The following is a 23,032-nucleotide window of genomic DNA, read 5'->3' as shown; positions in this document are numbered from 1 at the left end:
GGGGAGGGATTGGATAAGTGCTGCTCCGTTTGTGGATTGGCACCAATTCCCACTTTTATCCGTAGTATCTAAGTATGTCTATTCTATTAAAAATTGGATTGGCAACTATATTCAATTAAGGAGAATACATAATATGAAAAATTGGAAACGCATGCTCTTATCTCTTACCATCTCGGCAGGTTTGCTCTCATCTGCAGTGCCGGCTATGGCTGCTCCACAAGGAACTTCCGTCAAGGTCAATGACCAGGCTGTGAAATATGCTACAGGAGCACCAATCTTGGATAAAGGTACAACATTGGTTCCACTGCGGACTACGCTGGATGCTATGGATGTGAAGCTAACAACTGCGACAGATAATACGATCACGGCTGTGGTAGATGGCAAAACGATTACACTCAAAAGCAAGCTTACACGTATCAACGGTGTAACGTATGCGCCAATCCGCATCGTCGGTGATGCTGCGGGTTATGAAGTTCGCTGGGATGCTGCAACGCGCACAGTACTGTTGGTATCCAAGGGCGGAGCAACCGAAACTGCTCAAACCGGTGGACGCGGCTTCATGTGGGAAGTTGAAAGCAATGGCAACACGGTCTATCTGGTAGGGTCTATGCATATTGCTGATGAGAGCTTCTATCCATTGCGTCCGGAGTTCGAAGAAGCCTTTGCGGAAGCCGACTATCTCGGGGTAGAGATTGATATTAGCAAAGCCGCTGATGAAGAGCAACAAAAGCTGGTTCTAAGTCTGGGTTCGTATCAGGATGGCACAACACTGAAAGATCACATTTCCAGTGAAACGTATACTAAGCTTGGCGATGTATTGAAGAAAAATGGTCTGGAGCCTAATGCTTTGGATGCATTTAAGCCTTGGGTGGTAGAGAGTACACTTGCAAGTTTGAAGTCGGCAACGGCAGGATACGAAGCGTCAGCAGGAGTGGATCTGTATTTCATCCAGAAAGCGATCGAGCGCAAACTTCCAGTTATTGAGTTGGAGAGTTATCAATCTCAACTTGGCATGTTTAACGATTTTTCCAAAGAAACACAAGAGGAAACACTGAAAGCGACAATCGAAAACTTCGACGTGTTGGATAACAGTGTGAAAGAAATGGCTGAGATGTGGAAAACGGGGAATGACGAGCAACTGCTTGAACTGACAAACAGCTTCTCCACTAACGAGGAATATAACAAAGCGATGCTTGTCGATCGTAATATCGGTATGGCGGATAAAATCGATGGCTATCTGAAAAACGGCAAAGGCGAGGAATATTTCATTGTTGTTGGCGCGGCACACTACCTGGGTGATCACGGCATCGTGAAACTGCTTGAGGATAAAGGATACAAAGTAGAACGTAAATAAACATAGATTACTTTATAAGGTAACCCTTTCGTCTCGAATATGAGAGTTGAGAGGGTTATCTTCTATATATAGAAGAAAGACAGATTAAGTAGAGATGATTAAGCTAAAGGAAACTACAATTAAAACCAAGATTTCATCCTAGATTCATGGTCGTTACTACAGTTAAAATGTGGATTAAATATTTTTAATAATTAACTCTTTACAATTGCTTGTTCTGCGTGGTATATTATTTATCCGGCCAAGAAAACACGAGATACACGGTGCGGCAAGCGAATGAAATAAGCTTCGAAAGAAACTTAAAAAAAGAGCTTGCAAAGTTGGTTCGGACATGGTAATATATAAGAGTTGCTGAAGAGAACGACATTCGGTAACGAAACGAGTTTGATCTTTGAAAACTGAACAACGAGTGAGTAACGATCTTGCTTGCAAGATCGACGCTGAGAAATTGGTACAAGTCTTCGGGCTGTATGATTTCGAAGCACAAATGAGATTTTTAATCTCGTCAGATTCAAAATGAGCTTATCGCTCTTTTCAAATACTGAGATGATTTTCATCGCGTTTAACCGCGTTGCTGAAATTCATCTTTATTGGAGAGTTTGATCCTGGCTCAGGACGAACGCTGGCGGCATGCCTAATACATGCAAGTCGAGCGGACTTGAAGAGAAGCTTGCTTCTCTGATGGTTAGCGGCGGACGGGTGAGTAACACGTAGGCAACCTGCCCTCAAGTTTGGGACAACTACCGGAAACGGTAGCTAATACCGAATAATTGTTTTCTTCGCCTGAAGAGAACTGGAAAGACGGAGCAATCTGTCACTTGGGGATGGGCCTGCGGCGCATTAGCTAGTTGGTGAGGTAACGGCTCACCAAGGCGACGATGCGTAGCCGACCTGAGAGGGTGATCGGCCACACTGGGACTGAGACACGGCCCAGACTCCTACGGGAGGCAGCAGTAGGGAATCTTCCGCAATGGGCGAAAGCCTGACGGAGCAATGCCGCGTGAGTGATGAAGGTTTTCGGATCGTAAAGCTCTGTTGCCAGGGAAGAACGCTTGGGAGAGTAACTGCTCTCAAGGTGACGGTACCTGAGAAGAAAGCCCCGGCTAACTACGTGCCAGCAGCCGCGGTAATACGTAGGGGGCAAGCGTTGTCCGGAATTATTGGGCGTAAAGCGCGCGCAGGCGGTCATTTAAGTCTGGTGTTTAATCCCGGGGCTCAACCCCGGATCGCACTGGAAACTGGGTGACTTGAGTGCAGAAGAGGAGAGTGGAATTCCACGTGTAGCGGTGAAATGCGTAGATATGTGGAGGAACACCAGTGGCGAAGGCGACTCTCTGGGCTGTAACTGACGCTGAGGCGCGAAAGCGTGGGGAGCAAACAGGATTAGATACCCTGGTAGTCCACGCCGTAAACGATGAGTGCTAGGTGTTAGGGGTTTCGATACCCTTGGTGCCGAAGTTAACACATTAAGCACTCCGCCTGGGGAGTACGGTCGCAAGACTGAAACTCAAAGGAATTGACGGGGACCCGCACAAGCAGTGGAGTATGTGGTTTAATTCGAAGCAACGCGAAGAACCTTACCAGGTCTTGACATCCCTCTGATCGGTACAGAGATGTATCTTTCCTTCGGGACAGAGGAGACAGGTGGTGCATGGTTGTCGTCAGCTCGTGTCGTGAGATGTTGGGTTAAGTCCCGCAACGAGCGCAACCCTTATATTTAGTTGCCAGCACTTCGGGTGGGCACTCTAGATAGACTGCCGGTGACAAACCGGAGGAAGGTGGGGATGACGTCAAATCATCATGCCCCTTATGACCTGGGCTACACACGTACTACAATGGCCGGTACAACGGGCTGCGAAATCGCGAGATGGAGCCAATCCCAACAAAGCCGGTCTCAGTTCGGATTGCAGGCTGCAACTCGCCTGCATGAAGTCGGAATTGCTAGTAATCGCGGATCAGCATGCCGCGGTGAATACGTTCCCGGGTCTTGTACACACCGCCCGTCACACCACGAGAGTTTATAACACCCGAAGTCGGTGGGGTAACCGCAAGGAGCCAGCCGCCGAAGGTGGGATAGATGATTGGGGTGAAGTCGTAACAAGGTAGCCGTATCGGAAGGTGCGGCTGGATCACCTCCTTTCTATGGAGAATCGTTTCCTGCAACGGAAACATTCAAATATGCAGCTCAGCTGCAAACTACTCACTCGTTGTTCGGTTTTGAGAGCTCAAACTCTCAAACAGCTTGCTTTTGCATGGAGCTTGTTCTTTGAAAACTAGATATCGAAACGAAACAAACGCGAATTATAACATTCCTTTTTAGCTGAACTTGTGTTAAAACAAGTTTAATAAATTGGTACTTAATTGCTTTTGCGATGGTATTGGGTGGGAGCGACTTTTGGCTTTGGACGTAGTCCAAAACAAGGGAAGCGAGCAGTCAAAACCGGAGCAAACTGGTTAAGCTACTAAGAGCACACGGAGGATGCCTAGGCGCTAGGAGCCGATGAAGGACGTGGCGAACAACGAAACTGCCTCGGGGAGCTGTAAGCAAGCTTTGATCCGGGGGTGTCCGAATGGGGAAACCCAGCTGGGGTAATTTCCAGTTACACCTAACTGAATACATAGGTTAGTGTGAGGCATACCAGGGGAACTGAAACATCTAAGTACCCTGAGGAAGAGAAAACAATAGTGATTCCGTCAGTAGCGGCGAGCGAACGCGGAGAAGCCCAAACCAGAGAGCTTGCTCTTTGGGGTTGTGGGACGTCTCACATGGAGTTACAAAGGAACCGGTTAAGCGAAGAGGTCTGGAAAGGCCCGCCAAAGAAGGTAAAAGCCCTGTAGTTGAAAGTCTGTTCCCTCCGAGACGGATCCCGAGTAGTGCGGGGCACGTGAAACCCCGTATGAATCCGGCAGGACCATCTGCCAAGGCTAAATACTTCCTAGCGACCGATAGTGAAGCAGTACCGTGAGGGAAAGGTGAAAAGCACCCCGGAAGGGGAGTGAAATAGAACCTGAAACCGTGTGCTTACAAAAAGTCAGAGCCCGTTTTAGGGGTGATGGCGTGCCTTTTGTAGAATGAACCGGCGAGTTACGTTCCCGTGCAAGGTTAAGGTGAAGAGCCGGAGCCGCAGCGAAAGCGAGTCTGAATAGGGCGACATAGTACGTGGACGTAGACCCGAAACCGGGTGATCTACCCCTGTCCAGGGTGAAGGTGCGGTAACACGCACTGGAGGCCCGAACCCACGCATGTTGAAAAATGCGGGGATGAGGTGGGGGTAGCGGAGAAATTCCAATCGAACTCGGAGATAGCTGGTTCTCCCCGAAATAGCTTTAGGGCTAGCCTCGGAAAACAGAGTCGTGGAGGTAGAGCACTGATTGGGTGCGGGGCCCGCAAGGGTTACCAAGCTCAGTCAAACTCCGAATGCCATAGACTTACTTCCGGGAGTCAGACAGTGAGTGCTAAGATCCATTGTCAAAAGGGAAACAGCCCAGACCATCAGCTAAGGTCCCCAAGTGTGTGTTAAGTGGGAAAGGATGTGGAGTTGCACAGACAACCAGGATGTTGGCTTAGAAGCAGCCACCATTGAAAGAGTGCGTAATAGCTCACTGGTCGAGTGACTCTGCGCCGAAAATGTAACGGGGCTAAACACACCACCGAAGCTATGGCTTGATGCTTTGCATCAGGGGTAGGGGAGCGTTGTATAAGGGTTGAAGGTGTACCGTAAGGAGCGCTGGACATTATACAAGTGAGAATGCCGGTATGAGTAACGAAAAGATCAGTGAGAATCTGATCCGCCGAAAGCCTAAGGGTTCCTGAGGAAGGCTCGTCCGCTCAGGGTAAGTCGGGACCTAAGGCGAGGCCGAAAGGCGTAGTCGAAGGACAACAGGTCGAAATTCCTGTACCACCGTAAGCCGTTATGAGCAATGGGGGGACGCAGTAGGGTAGTGACGCGGACTGATGGATGTCCGTCTAAGCAGTAAGGCTGATGTGTAGGCAAATCCGCACATTGTAAGGCTAAGCTGTGATGGGGAGCGAAAATTGTAGTAGCGAAGGTCATGATCTCACACTGCCAAGAAAAGCCTCTAGCCAGGTGATGGTGCCCGTACCGCAAACCGACACAGGTAGGCGAGAAGAGTATTCTAAGGCGCGCGGAAGAACTCTCGTTAAGGAACTCGGCAAAATGACCCCGTAACTTCGGGAGAAGGGGTGCCCCGGTAGTGTGAATAGCACGAGGGGGCCGCAGTGAAAAGGCCCAAGCGACTGTTTAGCAAAAACACAGGTCTGTGCGAAGCCGTAAGGCGAAGTATACGGGCTGACGCCTGCCCGGTGCTGGAAGGTTAAGGGGAGTGGTTAGGAGTAATCCGAAGCTGTGAACCGAAGCCCCAGTAAACGGCGGCCGTAACTATAACGGTCCTAAGGTAGCGAAATTCCTTGTCAGGTAAATTCTGACCCGCACGAATGGCGTAACGACTTGGGCGCTGTCTCAACGAGAGATCCGGTGAAATTTTAATACCTGTGAAGATGCAGGTTACCCGCGACAAGACGGAAAGACCCCATGGAGCTTTACTGCAGCTTGATATTGAATTTGGGTACGATCTGTACAGGATAGGTGGGAGCCTTTGAAGTGGGAGCGCAAGCTTCCATGGAGGCAACGTTGGGATACCACCCTGATCGTATCTAGGTTCTAACCTGGTACCGTAATCCGGTGCGGGGACAGTGTCAGGTGGGCAGTTTGACTGGGGCGGTCGCCTCCTAAAGAGTAACGGAGGCGCCCAAAGGTTCCCTCAGAATGGTTGGAAATCATTCGAAGAGTGCAAAGGCATAAGGGAGCTTGACTGCGAGACCTACAAGTCGAGCAGGGACGAAAGTCGGGCTTAGTGATCCGGTGGTACCGCATGGAAGGGCCATCGCTCAACGGATAAAAGCTACCCTGGGGATAACAGGCTTATCTCCCCCAGAGTCCACATCGACGGGGAGGTTTGGCACCTCGATGTCGGCTCATCGCATCCTGGGGCTGAAGTAGGTCCCAAGGGTTGGGCTGTTCGCCCATTAAAGCGGTACGCGAGCTGGGTTCAGAACGTCGTGAGACAGTTCGGTCCCTATCTGTCGTGGGCGTAGGAAATTTGAGAGGAGCTGTCCTTAGTACGAGAGGACCGGGATGGACGTACCGCTGGTGTACCAGTTGTTCCGCCAGGAGCACCGCTGGGTAGCTATGTACGGACGGGATAAACGCTGAAAGCATCTAAGCGTGAAGCCCCCTCAAGATGAGATTTCCCAGTATGTAAGACCCCTTGAAGACGACGAGGTAGATAGGCTGGGGGTGGAAGTGCAGCAATGCATGGAGCTGACCAGTACTAATCGGTCGAGGGCTTATCCAATTAGCAAGTGATAATTCGCGTGTTTCGTTTCGAATCTAGTTTTCAGAGAACGATCTCTGAAATGTAAGCTACGCGTTTGGTGGCGATGGCGGAGGGGTTCCACACGTACCCATCCCGAACACGACCGTTAAGCCCTCTAGCGCCGATGGTACTTGGACCGCAGGGTCCTGGGAGAGTAGGACGCCGCCAAGCAACAAGGAAGACACACTTGATGATATCGAGTGTGTCTTTTTTTGTTACTATTTTTCTGCCGAGAAACAAACTAACTATATAGATAAGACAGCATCAATATAATCATTTATATGAAGACTCTCAGTATTAATAATTGGACTACGGATTAATGCTGATATACATACTTCCAATAAAAATGATCAACTTCTGTTTCTTAACTCCTTCAGCAACCCTTCAGTTGAATTTAACGTACGTTTCAGAGGGATAGGGTATAGTGAAGCCATGTAAAGAGGAGGAGAACCATAATGAATATATCTTCTACAGCCAGCTCCACAACATCATACATATCCACATCTTCGAGTTCGGACAATTCAAGTAGCTTGGAGAAACAAAAGACGAAGCTTGAGGCTCAACTGGAGAAAGTACAATCCAGCAAGGACGATGAGAAGACGAAGGAGACAAAGACCAAACAGCTTGAACAGCAGATCAAACAGATTGAGGCACAGATTGCACAGCAAAGCTCTCAAGGAGCCGGTACAAATGCTACGAAGGAGGCACCGCCTGCCCAACCTCCAGCCAATGGAAAGGGCGTAGCTACCCCTAAGGAAATTGCAAATGCAACAACAGATAGTAATGGTCGATTTGATATACGTATCTAGTTGCTTACATCTAATGTGGGATAAAAGAAAGCCCTGACCGATCTATATTGATCGTGCAGGGCTTTGTTTATTTGTCTGTTAGATTATTGATGAGGTCTACCTACATTCTACCTTCGTATCATTTATCTTCAATCTGATGCCGTTGTATTATCTGTTAACGTTATTCAGCCTGCAGCGCGTTTATTCGATCCGTAAGGGATCGTTTTCTATAGTACATCGCTATGGTTGCAAGAACGAGCATTTCAGATAACGGTACGGCAAGCCATACACCCGTGACACCAAAGATTGAAGGGAGGATCGCAATCAACGCAATCATAATGATCATTTCACGTGCAGCAGTAATCCAGATGGCCATCTTGGCATTACCCACAGATTGGAAATAGGTACTCATGACAAAGTTAACACCCATGAATACATAGGCAAATGTAAATATACGTAATCCGTATACGGCATTATCCGTTACGTCGCTGCTGAAGTTTCCAAAGATTTGCACGAAATAAGGTGCACCGATCTGAACAACAAGTAATAATAGTAGACCGCATGCCAGAGCCGTTTTGGTGGCTAAACGTAACGTTTGTTGTACCCGTTTAATCTTTTTCGCACCGTGATAATAGCTAACCAGAGGTTGGGCAGCAGACGCCAGACCCAGGAACGCTAATAGTACCACACCATGAATATAGTTCAGCACGGTAAAGGATGCTACGCCAGCCGTTCCCGCAATACGGTCCATGGAGATATTGTGAGAGACAGAGAAGACCGACATGCCGAGTTCAGCCAGAAAGCTGGGGAAACCAATGAGCAGCAGGGAGGCCAGCAGTTTGTTATTCCATTTGAACCGGGTCAGCGTGAGATTATTTGTTTTTTTGAAAAAGTGAGTGAACAGGACAAGCAGCGCAAGAGACGCCGATACGATTGTACCGATGGCTACACCACGTACACCCCATTCGAGTACATACAATGTTACATAATTGATGATGATATTGGCCACAGCAAAGGTAATCTGAGCGTACATGGATGTGTTGGGATTCCCATCGTTTCGTACAAAAATAGAGAGCGCATTCTCAATGGTGAAGACAAACCCAAACAATAACATGATATTCATATAGTCCGAAGCAAACGGGAAGGTCTCGGCGTTAGCACCGAGGGAGTATACCAGCTTGTCTTTGAACGTAAATGCAGTATATCCAATGGCTATCGTAACTAGCATAATCAGCATAATGGATTTGGTGAAAATTTGTTTGGCTGATGTGATATCTTTTCTACCCATAGCGTTGGAGTACAACGTTGCCCCGCCCATACCAATCCACAGCGACATGGCAACAAAAAGCGTGTAGACAGGTGAGGCAATGCCGATCCCGGCCATCGCGGTAGAACCCAGTTTGTGTCCAACCATAATGCCGTCGATAATAAAATTAAAAGCAACTACCAGCATCCCCAATACAGAAGGCACGAGGTAGCTTATAAAAGCTTTACCTACAGATTGCCCTTCCAATGGATGCGTCCAATTCGTATTCATAATGACCTCCGTTAGTAAACTGAATGTTCATTCTGTATTTAATAATACTGAACGTTCGTTCTGTATAATAACACGCCATGAATTCGCTTGGCAACTTTTGCGTTTAAATATCGTTTATGTGGTAGAGTAGGTGGATATTTATAAAGCGGGAGGAATCTCTTGATGAAACAAAATAAATACGATGAAGCTGAGTTTTTCGACAACTATAGTAAAATGGCTCGTTCCGTTCAAGGGCTGGAGGCAGCGGGGGAGTGGCATGAACTGCAGACTCTTTTGCCTGAGTTGAAAGACAAACGTGTGCTGGATTTGGGATGTGGTTTTGGTTGGCACTGCCGGTATGCGCGCGAGCAACAAGCCAGTTCAGTAATCGGTGTAGATTTGTCTGAAAATATGCTTCAGCGTGCTCGTGAAATGACGGACGATCCGCAGATCGAGTACAAGCAGCTGGCGATTGAAGATATTGATTTTGCACCGGGACAATTCGACGTTGTGATCAGTTCACTTGCCTTGCATTATATTGAACGGTTAGACACGGTGTACGCTAAGATCAATGATTGTCTCGTAGAAGGGGGCACATTTGTACTATCTTCCGAACATCCCATCTTCACCGCTCGCGCTGAGCAGGATTGGCATTACGGACCCACAGGTGAGATTCTTCACTGGCCCGTGGATGATTACCATGATGAAGGGAAGCGTGTGGCGAACTTTCTGAATCAGGATGTGGTTAAATATCATCGCACACTGGCAACACATCTCAATGAACTGATTAGGGCTGGGTTTGCTATTCAACAGGTGGCTGAATCCAAGCCATCACCGGAGATGATTGAACAGGTTCCTGGCATGCGAGACGAGAATCGGAGACCGATGTTTCTGATGATTGCTGCGGTGAAAGTATAACGATGAAAATGATACGTTAGATCAGAGGGCAGAAAGAAACTGTGGAAGTGGAGCGTTCCCCTAAAAGATTTCTGATAGAGATTTCTAACTAAGCAAACTTGAAGGAATCAGTGTGTTCAGCGATGTTGAACATGCTGTTTTTTTATTTTGCTACAATTATAAGAAATAATGCCCAAAACAGGGAACCAAACCACAGTAGACTCAGTCATATTAAGTGAGGTGAACAACAGTTGGATGATCAATTACTGGCACAGGCTCAGACCATAGACAATTACACACTTAGCAGCATAATGGATGACTACGGAAATGACGTGTGGAATTACGCTTATTTTCTGACCAAAAGTGCCGAACAGGCAGATGAATTGTCACAGGAGGTATTTATTCGGGCGTACTCGGGGATCGCTCATTATCGTGGAGATTGCTCACTGAAAACATGGCTGTTGACGATTACTAGAAACACGACTTTTACATATCGAAAATCCAGATTCTTTCGTAGCAGTCTGTGGGGAGAGACGTTACCCATTGAGACAGAGCGTGGGGGTTCGGGCCAAAGAGTCATGATTGCAGAGCAGCCTGCACATCCTTCGGCCGAGATGGAAGTGATACGTAAGGAGCATGTCCATGAAATTTGGGATATTGTTCTGGCGTTGCCGAGAAAATTCCGGGAGATTCTTTTGCTAAATCTGAAGTATGAGCTTACGACGAGTGAGATTGCTGAGATGTTGAAAATCAGCTCAGGCACAGTAAAGTCCAGACTATCCCGAGGTAAGGATAAGGTACGGAAACAATGGGAGGAGCGAAGCGAATGAGACACAAGGATGAGCAATGGGAAAAGGAGATCCGGAAGGGACCGTTTGCGTTGTCTCCTTTTACAGAGGATCACAAGCGGAATGTGCTTCAACAGGTGGAGTGGAGGAAGAAGTCGGAAGAGGGAAGCAAGGGAGATAGGTCAGAGGACAGTTCCAGGTCATCCAGGCCGTTTAGACCGCAAGTAGTCAACGCTTCACACAAACGTCGCACTAGAAGAGGGCCTCTTGTTGCAGGTATGGGTGCATTGGTTATTGCTGCGGGATTGTTCCTATGGATCTGGGATGATGGACAGCTGGTGAAACCCGTAATCGAGCAGGTCTATCCGACAGCAGCGTTACAGTTATCCGATGATTTGAACACGAATCTGCTAACCGACAAAATGAAAAGAAATGTTGCGACTACGATGCGAGACGATCTGGGTAAGCAGCTGCGGGTCACAAAAGTGGAAGACTTGCCTGTGTCCGGCAGAATATATGTAGAGGCTGGAAAAGAAAGTGAGAAGGAGTACGCGCAGATATGGCTCGATGCGGCAACAGGCAATCTGCGTGAAGTAGGAATGAGACGTGAAATGCAGCCAAGCGAGTTGGAGCATCGTTATCTGCGTCAAGTTCCATCGCTTTTGCAAAGTATAGGCAGTACTCCAACGCTTAAACCTGTATCAATTCAACGTTATGTGAGTATGAAGCAAGGGGAATTGGAGCCGATATCGTATACGACATTAGCGTTAGAGAATGAGACTGGTTATGGGGAGATTGTATGGCAACAGGACGAGGCTGTATCGATCACAGGCGACCTTAGTCCTGATCAGGTATCCCAGGTGGCGCTGGCGGATGCCAGAAACGCGATTGAGGCTCTGTCTGGTAAAGCCAATCTTGATCTGGTAAGAGCAAGCCGAAGCAAAGATGATGAACTCGGCAAGGATACAGTCTCCTTTTCCTTTAAAGATAACTACTTTGTCCAGATGACCGAAGGAAAAGCGGGCTTGGGTTATACGGTTGGGGATGCTAATCACTATGAGCAAGACTTTGCAGACTGGGAAGAAATAGAGGCTTATTATCAGGAATTATATAACATACAGGAGTCTCTTCTTAGAGGAGAAGTAGAACCTATAATTAAAAAAATATTTAAAATAGATCTTCAAGCGTATAAACTTCACCGTAATCCTGATCATCCAGGCATGGTCACATTTGAACTGGAGTCGAGCAAGGATGTTTTTCAGGTTGAATATAGGGAAGATGGACGGATCAAGATGATCACCAGAGGCGAGTTATAGGGCTGACCTTATATGTTACAATTTACTTCACAGATGGAATGGGTATAAGGAGATAACGATGAAATATTTGGTGAGTTCATGTCTGGCAGGGGTAGCTTGCCGTTACAATGGAACAGCGAGCCTGGATGAGAAGATTCAGGAGCTTGTGGAGCAGGGGCAGGCTAAGATAGTATGTCCGGAGCTGCTTGGCGGATTCTCCACTCCACGGGAACCGGCTGAAATTATTGGTGGCACGGGTAAGGACGTACTGGCAGGCACTGCAAAAGTGATCGAGAAAAGTGGCAAGGACGTCACAGAGCTGTATATTAAGGGAGCCTATCAGACGCTCGAATGGGCGCGAGAATTGAATGTATCGTGTGTGGTATTGAAGGAGTTCAGTCCGTCCTGTGGTACACAGATGATCTATGATGGGAATTTTGCCAATCACAAGGTAATTGGAGAAGGTGTCACCTCAGCATTGCTGAGACAAGAAGGATATAACGTCATTTCTGAAAATGAATGGATGGATTATTTATAGGTCGCACAGATATCGTTTCATATTTACAGAAAAGCCGCTGGATTATATCCTGGCGGCTTTTCTGTTGTCTCCCATTACTTTTCTCATTAAAAGAATAAAGTCGATTTTCCTGAAATGCTAACAAACAGTATGTATACATACGATAAATATATAAGATATATATGGATATCAACTACATAAGCGGGGGAATACTCATGTCAATTCAGTCTAAGTCAAAATATAAGAAAGGAAATAAACTCAAAAATATAAAATTAACAACAACCATGATCATCATGACTGTAATTAGTCTAATCGGCTTGTTTACTGTCTTTCTGATTGGGATTTTCGGAATGAACGAAGCAAAAATGGGACAAGGTATCCTCTACAATGACCGCTTTCAGCATCAAACCAATGTTCTTGAATTGAAAAGTAATTTCTATAATATGCGTGCCAATTATACAAAGGTTCTTGATAATGCAGAGTATACCGACAAACAGTACGATCAGGTTCAGAAAGGTAAGAAGAGTATCACAGATGGCTTGAATGAATTTTCAGCAAGAACATTGGATACCAAAGAAAAAGAGATATTTGCAGATTTGGTAGCAAAGATGGATACATATTATCAGGATATTGAGCAAATCATGGATACCAAAAAGATGTCGGGCACCTACGATAGTGAAGAAAGAGGAAGAATTAACAAAAGCAGTACAGCGATTGTGGAGACGATCACCCTTTTGAGTGCGCATAACGAAGAAGAGTCAGCCAAGCTCTATGCGGATACACAGGAAGTGATTCAGCAGCGAGCATTGGTGCTCGGTTCGGTTCTTTTGTTTTCACTTGCAGCACTCATTCTTATTTCATTTGTAGTGATTCGCAGTATACGTCAACGAATGAAAGCAATCACCCGTTATTGTGAAGAAATAACACAAGGCAACTTAACGGCATCCTTAGATCCGCATCTAACACAGGGAAATAATGAGATAAGTGTCATCGCACGAGCTATTCGTACAATGAGCGATTCCACAACAAATGTCATTCGTGGTGTAGTTCAGGAATCTCATCATATCAACCAGGTTAGTGATCTTACCAACCAGAACATGGCTGGTCTGAATGAACGAATTCGTGAAGTATCAGCTACAGTTGAAGAACTCTCTGCTGCAATGGAAGAGGCCTCAGCCCATACGGAAAATATGAATCATTCGGCTGCTGAGATGCAACAGGGAGCTGAATATATATCGGAACGGACATCTAAACAAGCAGAGTCCGCCTATGTGACCAGCACGAAGGCTGAAAAGTTGAAGCAGGAAGCCCGCGAATCTAGTCGAGCAGCCATAGACATGTATGATCATACGAGTAAGAAGATGTCAGAAGCGCTGGAACGTGCAACAGCTGTAGATCAGATTGGTATATTATCTCAGTCTATTTTGGATGTTACGGCACAGACCAATCTGCTTGCACTCAATGCATCCATTGAAGCTGCAAGGGCTGGAGAAGCAGGCAGAGGCTTTGCGGTTGTTGCAAGCGAGATTCGAAAGTTGGCTGATGATTCCAGGCAGGCTGCCGATCAAATTCAGCAGGTCACGGAAGAAGTTATGCAGTCTGTAACCAATCTGTCCTCGAATGCCAAAGAGTTGCTATCCTTTATGTTCAATCAGGTTGGCAAAGATTATAAATTATTGGAGGATACAGCTGAACAGTATTATGTCGATTCTCTTGATCATGCCAATGCAGTTAAAGATCTCAATGCAACCTCACAACAAGTGACTGCAAATATCAAAATACTAGTGGGCTCCATTCACGAGATTGCATCAGCCAGTGAACAATCAGCCGCATCCAGTCAGGAAATCGCAGGACATATGGTCGCCTCTGCTGCGCAATCTGTGGAAGTAGTTAATCAATCTGATCAAGTGAAAGATAGTGCATTAAATCTGAATAAGCTGGTTCAAGATTTCAAGATTTAAAAGGAAAAGAGTCGTAGATAATCCACTAGGCCAGGTAAGTGCCCAGTGGATTATTGCTGTCTCTCATCCATTACTTACTTTTATAAACCAAGAAACAATAATGTGCGTACTTTTAATTTATATGCATAGGACCTAAACTAATACTTGAGATGAAACCACTTAAACATTATTGTTCAACATAAAAAAATATTTAAAAAGGACGTGGAGCTACATGGAAGTTACAGCGAAGTCAAAGACAAAGGAAGACATCTTAAAGGCATATCATTTCCGGCATGCAACAAAAATATTTGATGATACCCGCAAAATCTCGGATGAGGATTTCCAATTTATATTGGAAACAGGCAGATTATCTCCAAGTTCCATTGGTCTTGAACCGTGGAAGTTTCTGATTGTACAAAATCCGAACCTGCGTAAGCGCCTGTCCGAAGTCTCTTCCGGTGCTCAAAAGCAATTGGCTACAGCAAGCCATTTTGTTGTTATTTTGGCCCGATCAGATGCCAGTTATAATTCTCCTTATGCGGAGTACATGTTGAAGGAAACAAAGGGAATGCCAAATAACGTATTTGAGCTAACAAGTGAGGCTTATGGAAAGTTCCAAAATAACCAGAAAATTCTGGATAATCCACGATCATTATTTGACTGGGCATCTAAACAGACTTATATTGCACTCGGCAACATGATGACGGCGGCAGCTCAGATCGAGATTGATTCTTGTCCAATCGAAGGTTTCAGCCGTGAGGACGTACACCGTATTATGGAAGAAGAAGGCTTGCTGGAAAATGGCGCATGGGGCGTCTCTATGATGGCAGCCTTCGGTTATCGGGTAGAGGAGCCCCAGCGTGAAAAGTCCCGACAATCCGTTGAGAAAATCACGCAATGGATTAACTGAATTCAGCATGGATTCAACTTGAATCCAAAAATGATGATCTAAGATCTCACATTATAGATCAGGATCAAAGCATACTCGAAACAGCCCGATATTTTCCACATGCTAGAAGGGTGGAGAGGGCTGTTTTTCTTTTTATAAAAAAGAACTTGAAAATACATAGATGTCTATGTATAATGAGGTCATGCCAAAATACAACGCAATTGCACTGATTGCAAGAATCAGGGACCATGTCAACAAACGGATTGTACACGAATTGGAACAGCATGAGGTAACAGGGATTGTTCCTTCTCATGGGGATGTATTGATGTTCTTGTACCGGGAAGAGACGCTGTCGATCAAGATGTTGGCTGAACGTGTTCAACGCACGCAACCAACGGTAACGGTACTGGTCAACAAGCTGGAGAAGCTTGGCTATGTTGAACGCAGCAAGAGTGCCGAAGATAGCCGAGTGACTATGATTCGCCTAACCGACCAGGGGAAGCGACTCGAACCGATCTTTTATCAGGTATCAGAGCAGATTAATGACATCATCTATAGTGGCTTGTCCGATGAACAGTCAGAGCAATTGGAGAGTTTGCTATCCATTATTGTCCGAAAGTTATAATGAATGAACTCTTCTGTCTGCAACCCTTCCAGATTTGACTGGGATGGAGGCAGAGGAGCCCAAATATTTTTTCAACCACATACATAGATATCTATGTATGTATGTGGAGCGTATCAATGCAACCCCATTTTCGCAACCTAACTCAAACCAAACTCGGAGGGATTAACACTATGAAACATCTTATCGTATATGCTCACCCGCACACAGACAGCCTTAATAACGCAATCCTCAATACTGCTGTAGAAGCGCTCGAAGCTCAAGGCCATGAAGTGGTAGTTCGTGACTTGTATAAGCTTGGATTCCAACCCGTACTGACTGAAGCCGATACAGCTTCCATGCGAGCAGGACAGACACCACAGGATATCGCTACAGAGCAACAGTTTGTTACAGATGCAGAAGCCATTACATTCATCTGTCCGATCTGGTGGACAGGTCTTCCTGCCATTATCAAAGGATATGTTGACCGTGTATTCGCCTATGGTTTTGCGTATGCAGCGGGTGAAGCGGGAATCGAGAAATTGCTGACAGGCAAAAAAGGACTCATCATCAACACACATGGTACACCAAGTGAAATTTATGATCAGATTGGCATGACTGCTGGATTGAAAATAACTTCAGACGTAGGTATCTTCGATTTTGTAGGCATTGAAGCCGTAGATCATCTGCTCTTTGGAAGTATTGGATACCTGGATGCACCCGCATATCAAGCCATGTTGGATCAGGTTAAACAAACGGTTACAACCAAATTCTAATGTGGATGTTGATTCCAAATACGGATTCCATATGATACCAGACCGACTCGATCATGAGTCGGTTTGTTTGTTCATGTGTTTGCAAAATGGATGAAAGGGGGTATAATCGTACCCATGGAACCTATACTTATATTTAAAGCATTATCGAACGAGACACGTAGACAAATCTTGTTGTGGCTCAAAAACCCGGAGCAACACTTTCCACCGCTGGAACTATCTCAGCATCCGGATGGTGGCAAGAACGGAATCTGTGTTGGCACGATTCAAGTGAAGGCTGGACTGGCTCAGTCGGTTATCTCCAGTTATCTGCTGACCATGCTCAAGGCAGGGTTGCTGCTCTCCGAGCGAAGAGGACAATGGACGTATTATCGGCGCAACGAGGAGACAATCCGTCAGTTTGCTGAATACGTGCAGAACGAGTTATAAGCCGGATGCCGGAACGGAAGCTAGGATGCACATGTAGGCAGGGATTCCGTCCGGATGTAAACGGCTAGTTTATCATCACATCACCATATCCAGTTGCGATTTAATTAATCTATATATCTGGATATACAAAAATATAATCATCGAGGAGATTAAACGATAATGACTACAGAAAATACAGCTTCATCCCATAAAGAACATATTAATGATGTTAAGCTTTCCATCCTGGATTTGGCTCCCGTCGTTGTGGGTGCAACACCTGCTGATGCTTTGCGCAACAGCCTGGATCTGGCACAGCATGCTGAGCGTTGGGGATATCACCGTTACTGGGTAGCTGAACATCACAACATGCCGGGTATTGCTTCTTCCGCAACTTCGGTCGTTATTGGATATCTGGCTGGTGGAACCAAAACGATTCGTCTGGGTTCAGGAGGCATCATGTTGCCTAACCATGCACCGCTTGTCATCGCTGAGCAGTTCGGCACACTGGAATCCTTGTATCCTGGCAGAATTGACCTGGGACTGGGTCGCGCACCAGGTAGTGACCGCCGTACATCGCTTGCACTACGCAAAGATCTGAACAGTGGGGAAGATTTCCCTGAGCTTTTGGCAGAACTTAGAGCATACTTTGATGCTTCGGCGACATCTTATCATGCGCCTGTTCGCGCAGTTCCTGGAGAAGGATTGAATATTCCAATTTATCTCTTGGGATCCAGTGATTTCAGTGCACGTCTGGCAGGTCAGCTGGGATTGCCGTTTGCTTTTGCCAGCCACTTCTCGCCCGATTACACCCGTATTGCACTAGAGACGTATCGAAACAATTTCCAACCATCTGATAGCTTGAAGGAGCCACATGTGATTGTTGGTGTCAACGCTGTTGTTGCGGATACAGATGAGGAAGCCGCATGGCTGGGTACAACGATGCAGCAGCAGTTCCTGAACATTATTCGCGGCACAACGGGATTGGTACAGCCTCCGGCAGAGATGGAAGGCAAATGGACGGATCGTGAGAAAGCTGGTGTGGAGCAGACGCTGAAGGCAGCTGTTAATGGTTCGCCAGAAACCGTACGTGGACAGCTGGAATCCTTCATTCGGCAGACGCAGGCAGATGAGCTAATTATTACGTCGATGATCTATGATCATAAGGCACGTCTGCATTCCTATGAGTTAATCGCACAATTGGCGGGAAAAGCCTGATCTTAAATTTTTCAGCATAAGAGCTGCTTAAAGGTAAGTTATAGATACAAATTTACGGTTCGTCTCACAGTGAGGCGGGCCGTTTTTGAATAGGGAGAATTTGCAAATGTTTCGTGTGGGGCAGAAGACTCATTTTGGGGTAAAATGACTTTACCGGTTTAATTTGAAACGGTTAATCAGCACCATACGTATAAATCCAGAGTGTTATACATATGTTGGCTTGTACAAGGTACTTTTTTATTCGTGTGTAGGGCATTTATCTAGCTTAATAGTTAAGTTTTGATTAAGGGTCATAAGAGAGGACGACACGCCTATGGAGCAACCTGAGCAACCCCGCGTTTGGCCGGAGCGGTTCAAGCGATTTTTTCTTAACAACAAGTTTGTGCTATTTCTGCTAATTCTGCTGTTGGTGGGACTGAACGTGATGGTTCTGACCAAAGTATCCTTTGTTCTTCATCCGCTAGCAGTACTCATCAAAACCATTGTACTTCCTATTATTCTGTCAGGAATACTCTATTATCTGCTGAATCCGATTGTGGATGTGATGGAAAGGTGGAAAATCAAGCGTGGCTGGTCCATTCTGATCCTGTATCTTGCGATTGGAGGCATTCTGACAGTCGTAGTATTGGCGGTCATTCCAGTTGTGCGTAACCAGATTGTGGGGCTGATTGAAAATTTCCCAACGTACAGTGAGACGGTAAAACAGCAGTTTGAGGAGCTTACGGGCAGTAAATTGTTCGGTCAGTTCCAGGAAACGGTGAATCTGAATTCGCAGGACTGGTGGGGAACAATCTCCCAAAAGGCTACTGAAATTCTGAACTCGACCTGGACCAAATTGGGCGGATTCCTCGGAGCTTTCACGGAGACCGTGCTGTCCATCGTAACGGTTCCGTTCATTCTGTTCTATCTGCTAAAAGACGGCAAGAAGCTGCCAGCGAAAATTCTGTCTTTCCTGCCGATCAAGAGCCGTACGGGCGCAATGCATGTGCTGGAAGATATCAATCACCAGATCAGTTCATTCATTCGTGGACAGATTATCGTCAGCTTCTGCATCGGTATTCTGCTCTACATCGGTTATATGGTCATTGGTCTGGATTATGCACTGATTCTTGCAATTATCGCATCGTTCACAAGTGTTGTTCCGTATCTGGGACCTGCAATTGCGATTACACCAGCATTGATCGTGGCACTCGTCACTTCCCCGGTGATGCTGCTGAAAATGGTTGCCGTGTGGACGATCGTACAGTTAATTGAAGGTAAATTCATCTCACCACAGATCATGGGTAAAACGCTGAAAATCCATCCGATCACGATTATCTTTGTCATTCTGACTTCGGGTAATCTGTTTGGAGTCGTGGGCATTCTGCTCGCTGTTCCAGGATACGCGGTGCTGAAAGTATGTGTATCGCATATCTTCAACTGGTTCAAGGACAGATCGGGCCTTTACGATCCAAACAAGAACAATCTTTTATAACCAAAGTGGCAAGTTCCAATGGATAGTTAATCAGAAGATTTAGTCACTTTTTATTTTGTACAAAACGGTACCCTTACCAAGAAGAACCCCCGTCCATCGGCAAATAGCCGAGAGGCGGGGGTTCTTCTTCATGAACAAGCTTGGCTGCTGCCTAGCTGTGTTTAATATGCTGGAGCGTTTGCAGGAAAATCTGCTCAATATGAGTATCATCCAGAGAGTAGTACACCGTCTTGCCTTCCTTGCGCCGCTTGACGATCCGCATGTTGCGGAGAGAACGTAGCTGATGTGAAATGGCCGACTGTCCCATGTCGAGCAGAACCGTCAGGTCATGAACACATAATTCCTTCTGTAACAGCGCATCAATAATACGTAGACGTGTGGGGTCGCTGAATGCCTTGAACCAATCTGCCATCTCGGAAGACGTCTCCCGATCTATGAGTGAAGTGCGAATCGTCTGCACGTCGGCTTCAGTACCTGAGCAGGCTGCATCACATTCGCTTGGTGCTTTAACCGGTTGTTCCATTTCCTATCACCACCTATGTTAACAACTATAGCTCTATTATATCCAAAACCCGCCTAAAGCGAAATGATTACTATTAGCATAATCTGTATGAAAAATCAACAACGATTGTTGACACTCATGTTTAGGCGTGCATATAATAGGGGTAACTAAACATATGAATGAGTGCTCATATATTGAAGACAATTGAAATATAACATCGTTTTTGTACTGCAAAGGGGAGAATTCACATGGGAACCGGACAGGAACGGGTGAAAAGGGAACTGCTGCTTGATGGACTGGATTGTGCGAACTGCGCATTAAAGATCGAGAATGGCGTCAAAAAAATTAAGGGCATTAACGAATGCTCTGTCAATTTTGTTACCAAAACATTATCGCTACACACCACTTCCGACATGGATGAACAGGTAGTGGAAGAAGCAAAACGCAAAGTGCTTCGGCTGGAGCCGCATATTCGCATTTCGGAAAAAGGAAAACACGTGAACGGACATGTGCACACTCATACAGGGAGTGCAGGTAAGGCGAATAACCACAGTCATAACCATACTGGACATGATCATGGACATTCACATTCACATGGCAAACACTCGCATACTCATGATCAACATCAACATGGTCATACACATGAGCACGGGAGTCATGCTGGACATGATCACAGCCATACCCATGATGATGCCCATGCAGGCCACTCGCATGAACATGGTGCAGGACAGACGAAAGTGTTGCTTGCTCGTCTTGCTGCAGGTTCTGTGCTGCTCGCAGCTGCGATCTGGTCGCCGCTGGAGGGCTGGGCACAGCTTACTCTATATGCGCTCGCCTATCTGATTGCTGGGGGAGACATCGTGCTCCAGGCGTCCAAAAACATCATCCGCGGTCAGGTGTTCGATGAATACTTCCTGATGTCCGTCGCTACCTTGGGTGCCTTTGCTATTGGAGAGTATCCCGAAGGGGTAGCGGTCATGCTCTTCTATCAGCTCGGGGAGCTGTTTCAGGGCATGGCGGTTAATCGGTCACGCAAGTCGATTCAGTCACTGATGGACATTCGCCCAGACTACGCGAATATCCTGACGGGTTCGGGTGACGAGACCCGGCGTGTATCTCCGGAAGACGTACGGATTGGTGATCGTATTGTCGTGAAAGCAGGAGAGCGAGTACCGCTGGATGGTATCGTTAGAGCTGGGCGTTCCATGGTGGACACTTCTGCTCTGACAGGTGAATCGGTACCTCGTGAGCTGGAGCCCGGAAGTGATGTACTGAGTGGATTTGTGAACAAAAATGGTATGTTGACGATTGAAGTAACCAAAACGTTTGGTGAATCAACGGTATCCAAGATTTTGGACCTGGTGCAGAACGCGAGCAGTCGGAAAGCGAAAACAGAGCATTTTATTAGTAAATTTGCCCGTTATTACACACCGGTTGTTGTTATCCTTGCAGCCCTGATTGCATTTGTTCCGCCGTTGATACTTAGTGGCGCAACATTTGCTGACTGGATCTATCGTGCATTGGTCTTCCTGGTTATCTCATGTCCTTGTGCGCTGGTGGTCTCTATTCCACTTGGATTCTTTGGTGGTATCGGAGCAGCTTCACGTAACGGGATTCTTGTCAAAGGCAGTAACTACCTTGAAGCGTTGAACGATGTGAAAGTCGTTGTTTTTGATAAAACGGGAACACTAACCAAAGGTGTATTCAAAGTAACAGCCATTCGTCCTGAAGGCGGACACACGCAAGAAGAACTGATGAAGCTGGCAGCCATTGCCGAAGCGAATTCCAATCATCCGATTGCCGAATCCATTCGCGCAGCTTGGGCCAAAGCTATTCCTACGCAAGGTGTAGAAGGTTATGATGAAGTTGCCGGACACGGGATCAAGGTGAGTGTGGATGGTCAGGAAGTGCTGGCAGGCAACGCCAAATTAATGAAGCGGGCAGGTATATCCTATACCACACCAGAGACGGCCGGAACGATAGTCCACGTTGCTGAAGGTGGCACGTATGTTGGTCATCTGATCATTGCCGATGAAGTGAAGGATGACGCAGCCGCGGCCATTCAGGCGCTAAAACAACTCGGCATCCGCAAAACGGTCATGCTGACAGGTGATGCCAAAACCGTAGGGGAAGCGGTAGGTCGTGAACTGGGTGTGGATGAGGTCTACGCTGAATTGTTGCCACAGGATAAAGTCGAGCGACTGGAGCAACTGGAAGCTGCCAAATCTCCGAAGGAAAAAATGGTGTTTGTCGGTGACGGCATCAACGATACACCTGTACTGGCGCGCGCCGATGTGGGCGTGGCCATGGGTGGACTTGGTTCAGATGCCGCGATTGAAGCCGCTGATGTGGTCATCATGACCGATGAACCGTCGAAACTAGCGAGTGCAATACGCATTGCAAAGCGTACACGAATGATTGTGTGGCAAAATATCGCGTTTGCTCTGGGGGTTAAAGCGATCTTCCTGCTACTCGGTGTGTTCGGCATAGCTACCATGTGGGAAGCGGTATTCTCGGATGTCGGTGTCACGGTGCTGGCTGTTCTGAACGCCATGCGTGTACTTCGTGTGAAGAATATCTAAGTTTACGAAACGATCCAGGCGGCTCTTCGTATATACGTAGAGCCGTTTTTATATTTTTTATGTAGATAAGTCTAACTAGACATTTACACGAGAACGGAG

Annotated in this window: 16 protein-coding genes and 3 rRNA genes; 17 read left to right on the top strand and 2 right to left on the bottom strand. The window is 46.5% G+C overall.

Annotated elements, in window-relative coordinates; all coding sequences use genetic code 11:
* Positions 1-133: 133 nt before the first annotated feature.
* The 5 genes from NSQ38_RS01820 (at position 134) to NSQ38_RS01800 (ending at position 7,557) form a co-directional block, all read left to right on the top strand.
* Entirely contained in the window at positions 134-1,354 is a 1,221-nt protein-coding gene (locus NSQ38_RS01820) for a TraB/GumN family protein (RefSeq protein WP_339786592.1), read from the top strand.
* A 584-nt stretch (positions 1,355-1,938) separates the two neighbouring features.
* Positions 1,939-3,491, top strand: a 16S ribosomal RNA gene (locus NSQ38_RS01815).
* A gap of 312 nt (positions 3,492-3,803) precedes the next feature.
* A 23S ribosomal RNA gene (locus NSQ38_RS01810) occupies positions 3,804-6,727 on the top strand.
* Between the two features lie 75 nt (positions 6,728-6,802).
* Positions 6,803-6,919: ribosomal RNA gene (rrf, locus tag NSQ38_RS01805) — 5S ribosomal RNA — on the top strand.
* The 16S, 23S and 5S rRNA genes sit together here, the layout of an rRNA operon.
* Before the next feature lie 284 nt (positions 6,920-7,203).
* Entirely contained in the window at positions 7,204-7,557 is a 354-nt protein-coding gene (locus NSQ38_RS01800; protein WP_339786590.1) for a FlxA-like family protein, read from the top strand.
* Positions 7,558-7,717: 160 nt separating this feature from the next.
* Here NSQ38_RS01800 and NSQ38_RS01795 read toward each other — a convergent pair whose 3' ends face one another.
* Positions 7,718-9,073: an MATE family efflux transporter gene (locus NSQ38_RS01795; RefSeq protein ID WP_339786586.1), complete on the bottom strand. Its 1,356-nt coding sequence runs from the start codon at positions 9,071-9,073 to the stop codon at positions 7,718-7,720.
* A gap of 162 nt (positions 9,074-9,235) precedes the next feature.
* On the opposite strand from NSQ38_RS01795, the gene NSQ38_RS01790 reads away from it, so the two are divergent.
* The 11 genes from NSQ38_RS01790 to NSQ38_RS01740 all read left to right on the top strand — a co-directional run bounded on the left by NSQ38_RS01790 (position 9,236) and on the right by NSQ38_RS01740 (position 19,849).
* Entirely contained in the window at positions 9,236-9,970 is a 735-nt protein-coding gene (locus NSQ38_RS01790; protein ID WP_339786584.1) for a class I SAM-dependent methyltransferase, read from the top strand.
* A gap of 230 nt (positions 9,971-10,200) precedes the next feature.
* A complete protein-coding gene (locus NSQ38_RS01785; protein WP_339786581.1) occupies positions 10,201-10,779 on the top strand; it encodes a sigma-70 family RNA polymerase sigma factor in 579 nt (192 codons plus the stop codon).
* Positions 10,776-12,053, top strand: a complete 1,278-nt coding sequence (locus NSQ38_RS01780; RefSeq protein ID WP_339786579.1) for a hypothetical protein — start codon at positions 10,776-10,778, stop codon at positions 12,051-12,053. The genes NSQ38_RS01785 and NSQ38_RS01780 overlap by 4 nt, the downstream gene beginning before the upstream one ends.
* Before the next feature lie 58 nt (positions 12,054-12,111).
* The gene (locus tag NSQ38_RS01775; protein WP_339786577.1) at positions 12,112-12,570 is read left to right on the top strand and encodes a DUF523 domain-containing protein; all 459 of its coding nucleotides are present in this window, start codon (positions 12,112-12,114) and stop codon (positions 12,568-12,570) included.
* A 161-nt stretch (positions 12,571-12,731) separates the two neighbouring features.
* Complete coding sequence (locus tag NSQ38_RS01770; RefSeq protein ID WP_339786575.1) at positions 12,732-14,510, top strand: methyl-accepting chemotaxis protein; 1,779 nt, start codon at positions 12,732-12,734, stop codon at positions 14,508-14,510.
* A gap of 211 nt (positions 14,511-14,721) precedes the next feature.
* A complete protein-coding gene (locus NSQ38_RS01765; RefSeq protein WP_249913872.1) occupies positions 14,722-15,399 on the top strand; it encodes an NAD(P)H-dependent oxidoreductase in 678 nt (225 codons plus the stop codon).
* A 160-nt stretch (positions 15,400-15,559) separates the two neighbouring features.
* Complete coding sequence (locus NSQ38_RS01760; protein ID WP_339786571.1) at positions 15,560-16,003, top strand: MarR family transcriptional regulator; 444 nt, start codon at positions 15,560-15,562, stop codon at positions 16,001-16,003.
* Positions 16,004-16,173: 170 nt separating this feature from the next.
* Entirely contained in the window at positions 16,174-16,755 is a 582-nt protein-coding gene (locus tag NSQ38_RS01755; protein WP_339786568.1) for an NAD(P)H-dependent oxidoreductase, read from the top strand.
* Positions 16,756-16,869: 114 nt separating this feature from the next.
* Positions 16,870-17,181, top strand: a complete 312-nt coding sequence (locus tag NSQ38_RS01750) for a metalloregulator ArsR/SmtB family transcription factor (RefSeq protein WP_036668255.1) — start codon at positions 16,870-16,872, stop codon at positions 17,179-17,181.
* A 159-nt stretch (positions 17,182-17,340) separates the two neighbouring features.
* Entirely contained in the window at positions 17,341-18,375 is a 1,035-nt protein-coding gene (locus NSQ38_RS01745; protein WP_051449565.1) for an LLM class flavin-dependent oxidoreductase, read from the top strand.
* Positions 18,376-18,688: 313 nt separating this feature from the next.
* Entirely contained in the window at positions 18,689-19,849 is a 1,161-nt protein-coding gene (locus NSQ38_RS01740) for an AI-2E family transporter (RefSeq protein WP_036614215.1), read from the top strand.
* A gap of 151 nt (positions 19,850-20,000) precedes the next feature.
* On the opposite strand, the gene NSQ38_RS01735 is transcribed toward NSQ38_RS01740, so the two are convergent.
* Positions 20,001-20,372 carry a metalloregulator ArsR/SmtB family transcription factor gene (locus NSQ38_RS01735; RefSeq protein WP_100526808.1) on the bottom strand — a complete coding sequence of 124 codons (372 nt, stop codon included), beginning with the start codon at positions 20,370-20,372 and terminating at the stop codon, positions 20,001-20,003.
* A 227-nt stretch (positions 20,373-20,599) separates the two neighbouring features.
* Between NSQ38_RS01735 and NSQ38_RS01730 the strand changes: the two genes are divergently transcribed.
* Positions 20,600-22,933, top strand: a complete 2,334-nt coding sequence (locus tag NSQ38_RS01730; protein WP_339786564.1) for a heavy metal translocating P-type ATPase — start codon at positions 20,600-20,602, stop codon at positions 22,931-22,933.
* Positions 22,934-23,032: the final 99 nt, after the last annotated feature.

This window comes from Paenibacillus sp. FSL R7-0313, assembly GCF_037969885.1.
Classification (GTDB): domain Bacteria; phylum Bacillota; class Bacilli; order Paenibacillales; family Paenibacillaceae; genus Paenibacillus.
Note: the sequence above shows the minus strand (reverse complement) of the source record. Positions and strands in the feature narration are given on the sequence as shown.

What these genes read in the sequence shown, in the direction of transcription:
- NSQ38_RS01820 (WP_339786592.1), top strand. Translation starts at nt 134, where the DNA reads ATGAAAAATTGGAAACGCATGCTCTTATCTCTTACCATCTCGGCAGGT.
- NSQ38_RS01800 (WP_339786590.1), top strand. Translation starts at nt 7,204, where the DNA reads ATGAATATATCTTCTACAGCCAGCTCCACAACATCATACATATCCACA.
- NSQ38_RS01795 (WP_339786586.1), bottom strand. Translation starts at nt 9,073, where the DNA reads ATGAATACGAATTGGACGCATCCATTGGAAGGGCAATCTGTAGGTAAA.
- NSQ38_RS01790 (WP_339786584.1), top strand. Translation starts at nt 9,236, where the DNA reads ATGAAACAAAATAAATACGATGAAGCTGAGTTTTTCGACAACTATAGT.
- NSQ38_RS01780 (WP_339786579.1), top strand. Translation starts at nt 10,776, where the DNA reads ATGAGACACAAGGATGAGCAATGGGAAAAGGAGATCCGGAAGGGACCG.
- NSQ38_RS01775 (WP_339786577.1), top strand. Translation starts at nt 12,112, where the DNA reads ATGAAATATTTGGTGAGTTCATGTCTGGCAGGGGTAGCTTGCCGTTAC.
- NSQ38_RS01770 (WP_339786575.1), top strand. Translation starts at nt 12,732, where the DNA reads ATGGATATCAACTACATAAGCGGGGGAATACTCATGTCAATTCAGTCT.
- NSQ38_RS01765 (WP_249913872.1), top strand. Translation starts at nt 14,722, where the DNA reads ATGGAAGTTACAGCGAAGTCAAAGACAAAGGAAGACATCTTAAAGGCA.
- NSQ38_RS01760 (WP_339786571.1), top strand. Translation starts at nt 15,560, where the DNA reads ATGTCTATGTATAATGAGGTCATGCCAAAATACAACGCAATTGCACTG.
- NSQ38_RS01755 (WP_339786568.1), top strand. Translation starts at nt 16,174, where the DNA reads ATGAAACATCTTATCGTATATGCTCACCCGCACACAGACAGCCTTAAT.
- NSQ38_RS01750 (WP_036668255.1), top strand. Translation starts at nt 16,870, where the DNA reads ATGGAACCTATACTTATATTTAAAGCATTATCGAACGAGACACGTAGA.
- NSQ38_RS01745 (WP_051449565.1), top strand. Translation starts at nt 17,341, where the DNA reads ATGACTACAGAAAATACAGCTTCATCCCATAAAGAACATATTAATGAT.
- NSQ38_RS01740 (WP_036614215.1), top strand. Translation starts at nt 18,689, where the DNA reads ATGGAGCAACCTGAGCAACCCCGCGTTTGGCCGGAGCGGTTCAAGCGA.
- NSQ38_RS01735 (WP_100526808.1), bottom strand. Translation starts at nt 20,372, where the DNA reads ATGGAACAACCGGTTAAAGCACCAAGCGAATGTGATGCAGCCTGCTCA.
- NSQ38_RS01730 (WP_339786564.1), top strand. Translation starts at nt 20,600, where the DNA reads ATGGGAACCGGACAGGAACGGGTGAAAAGGGAACTGCTGCTTGATGGA.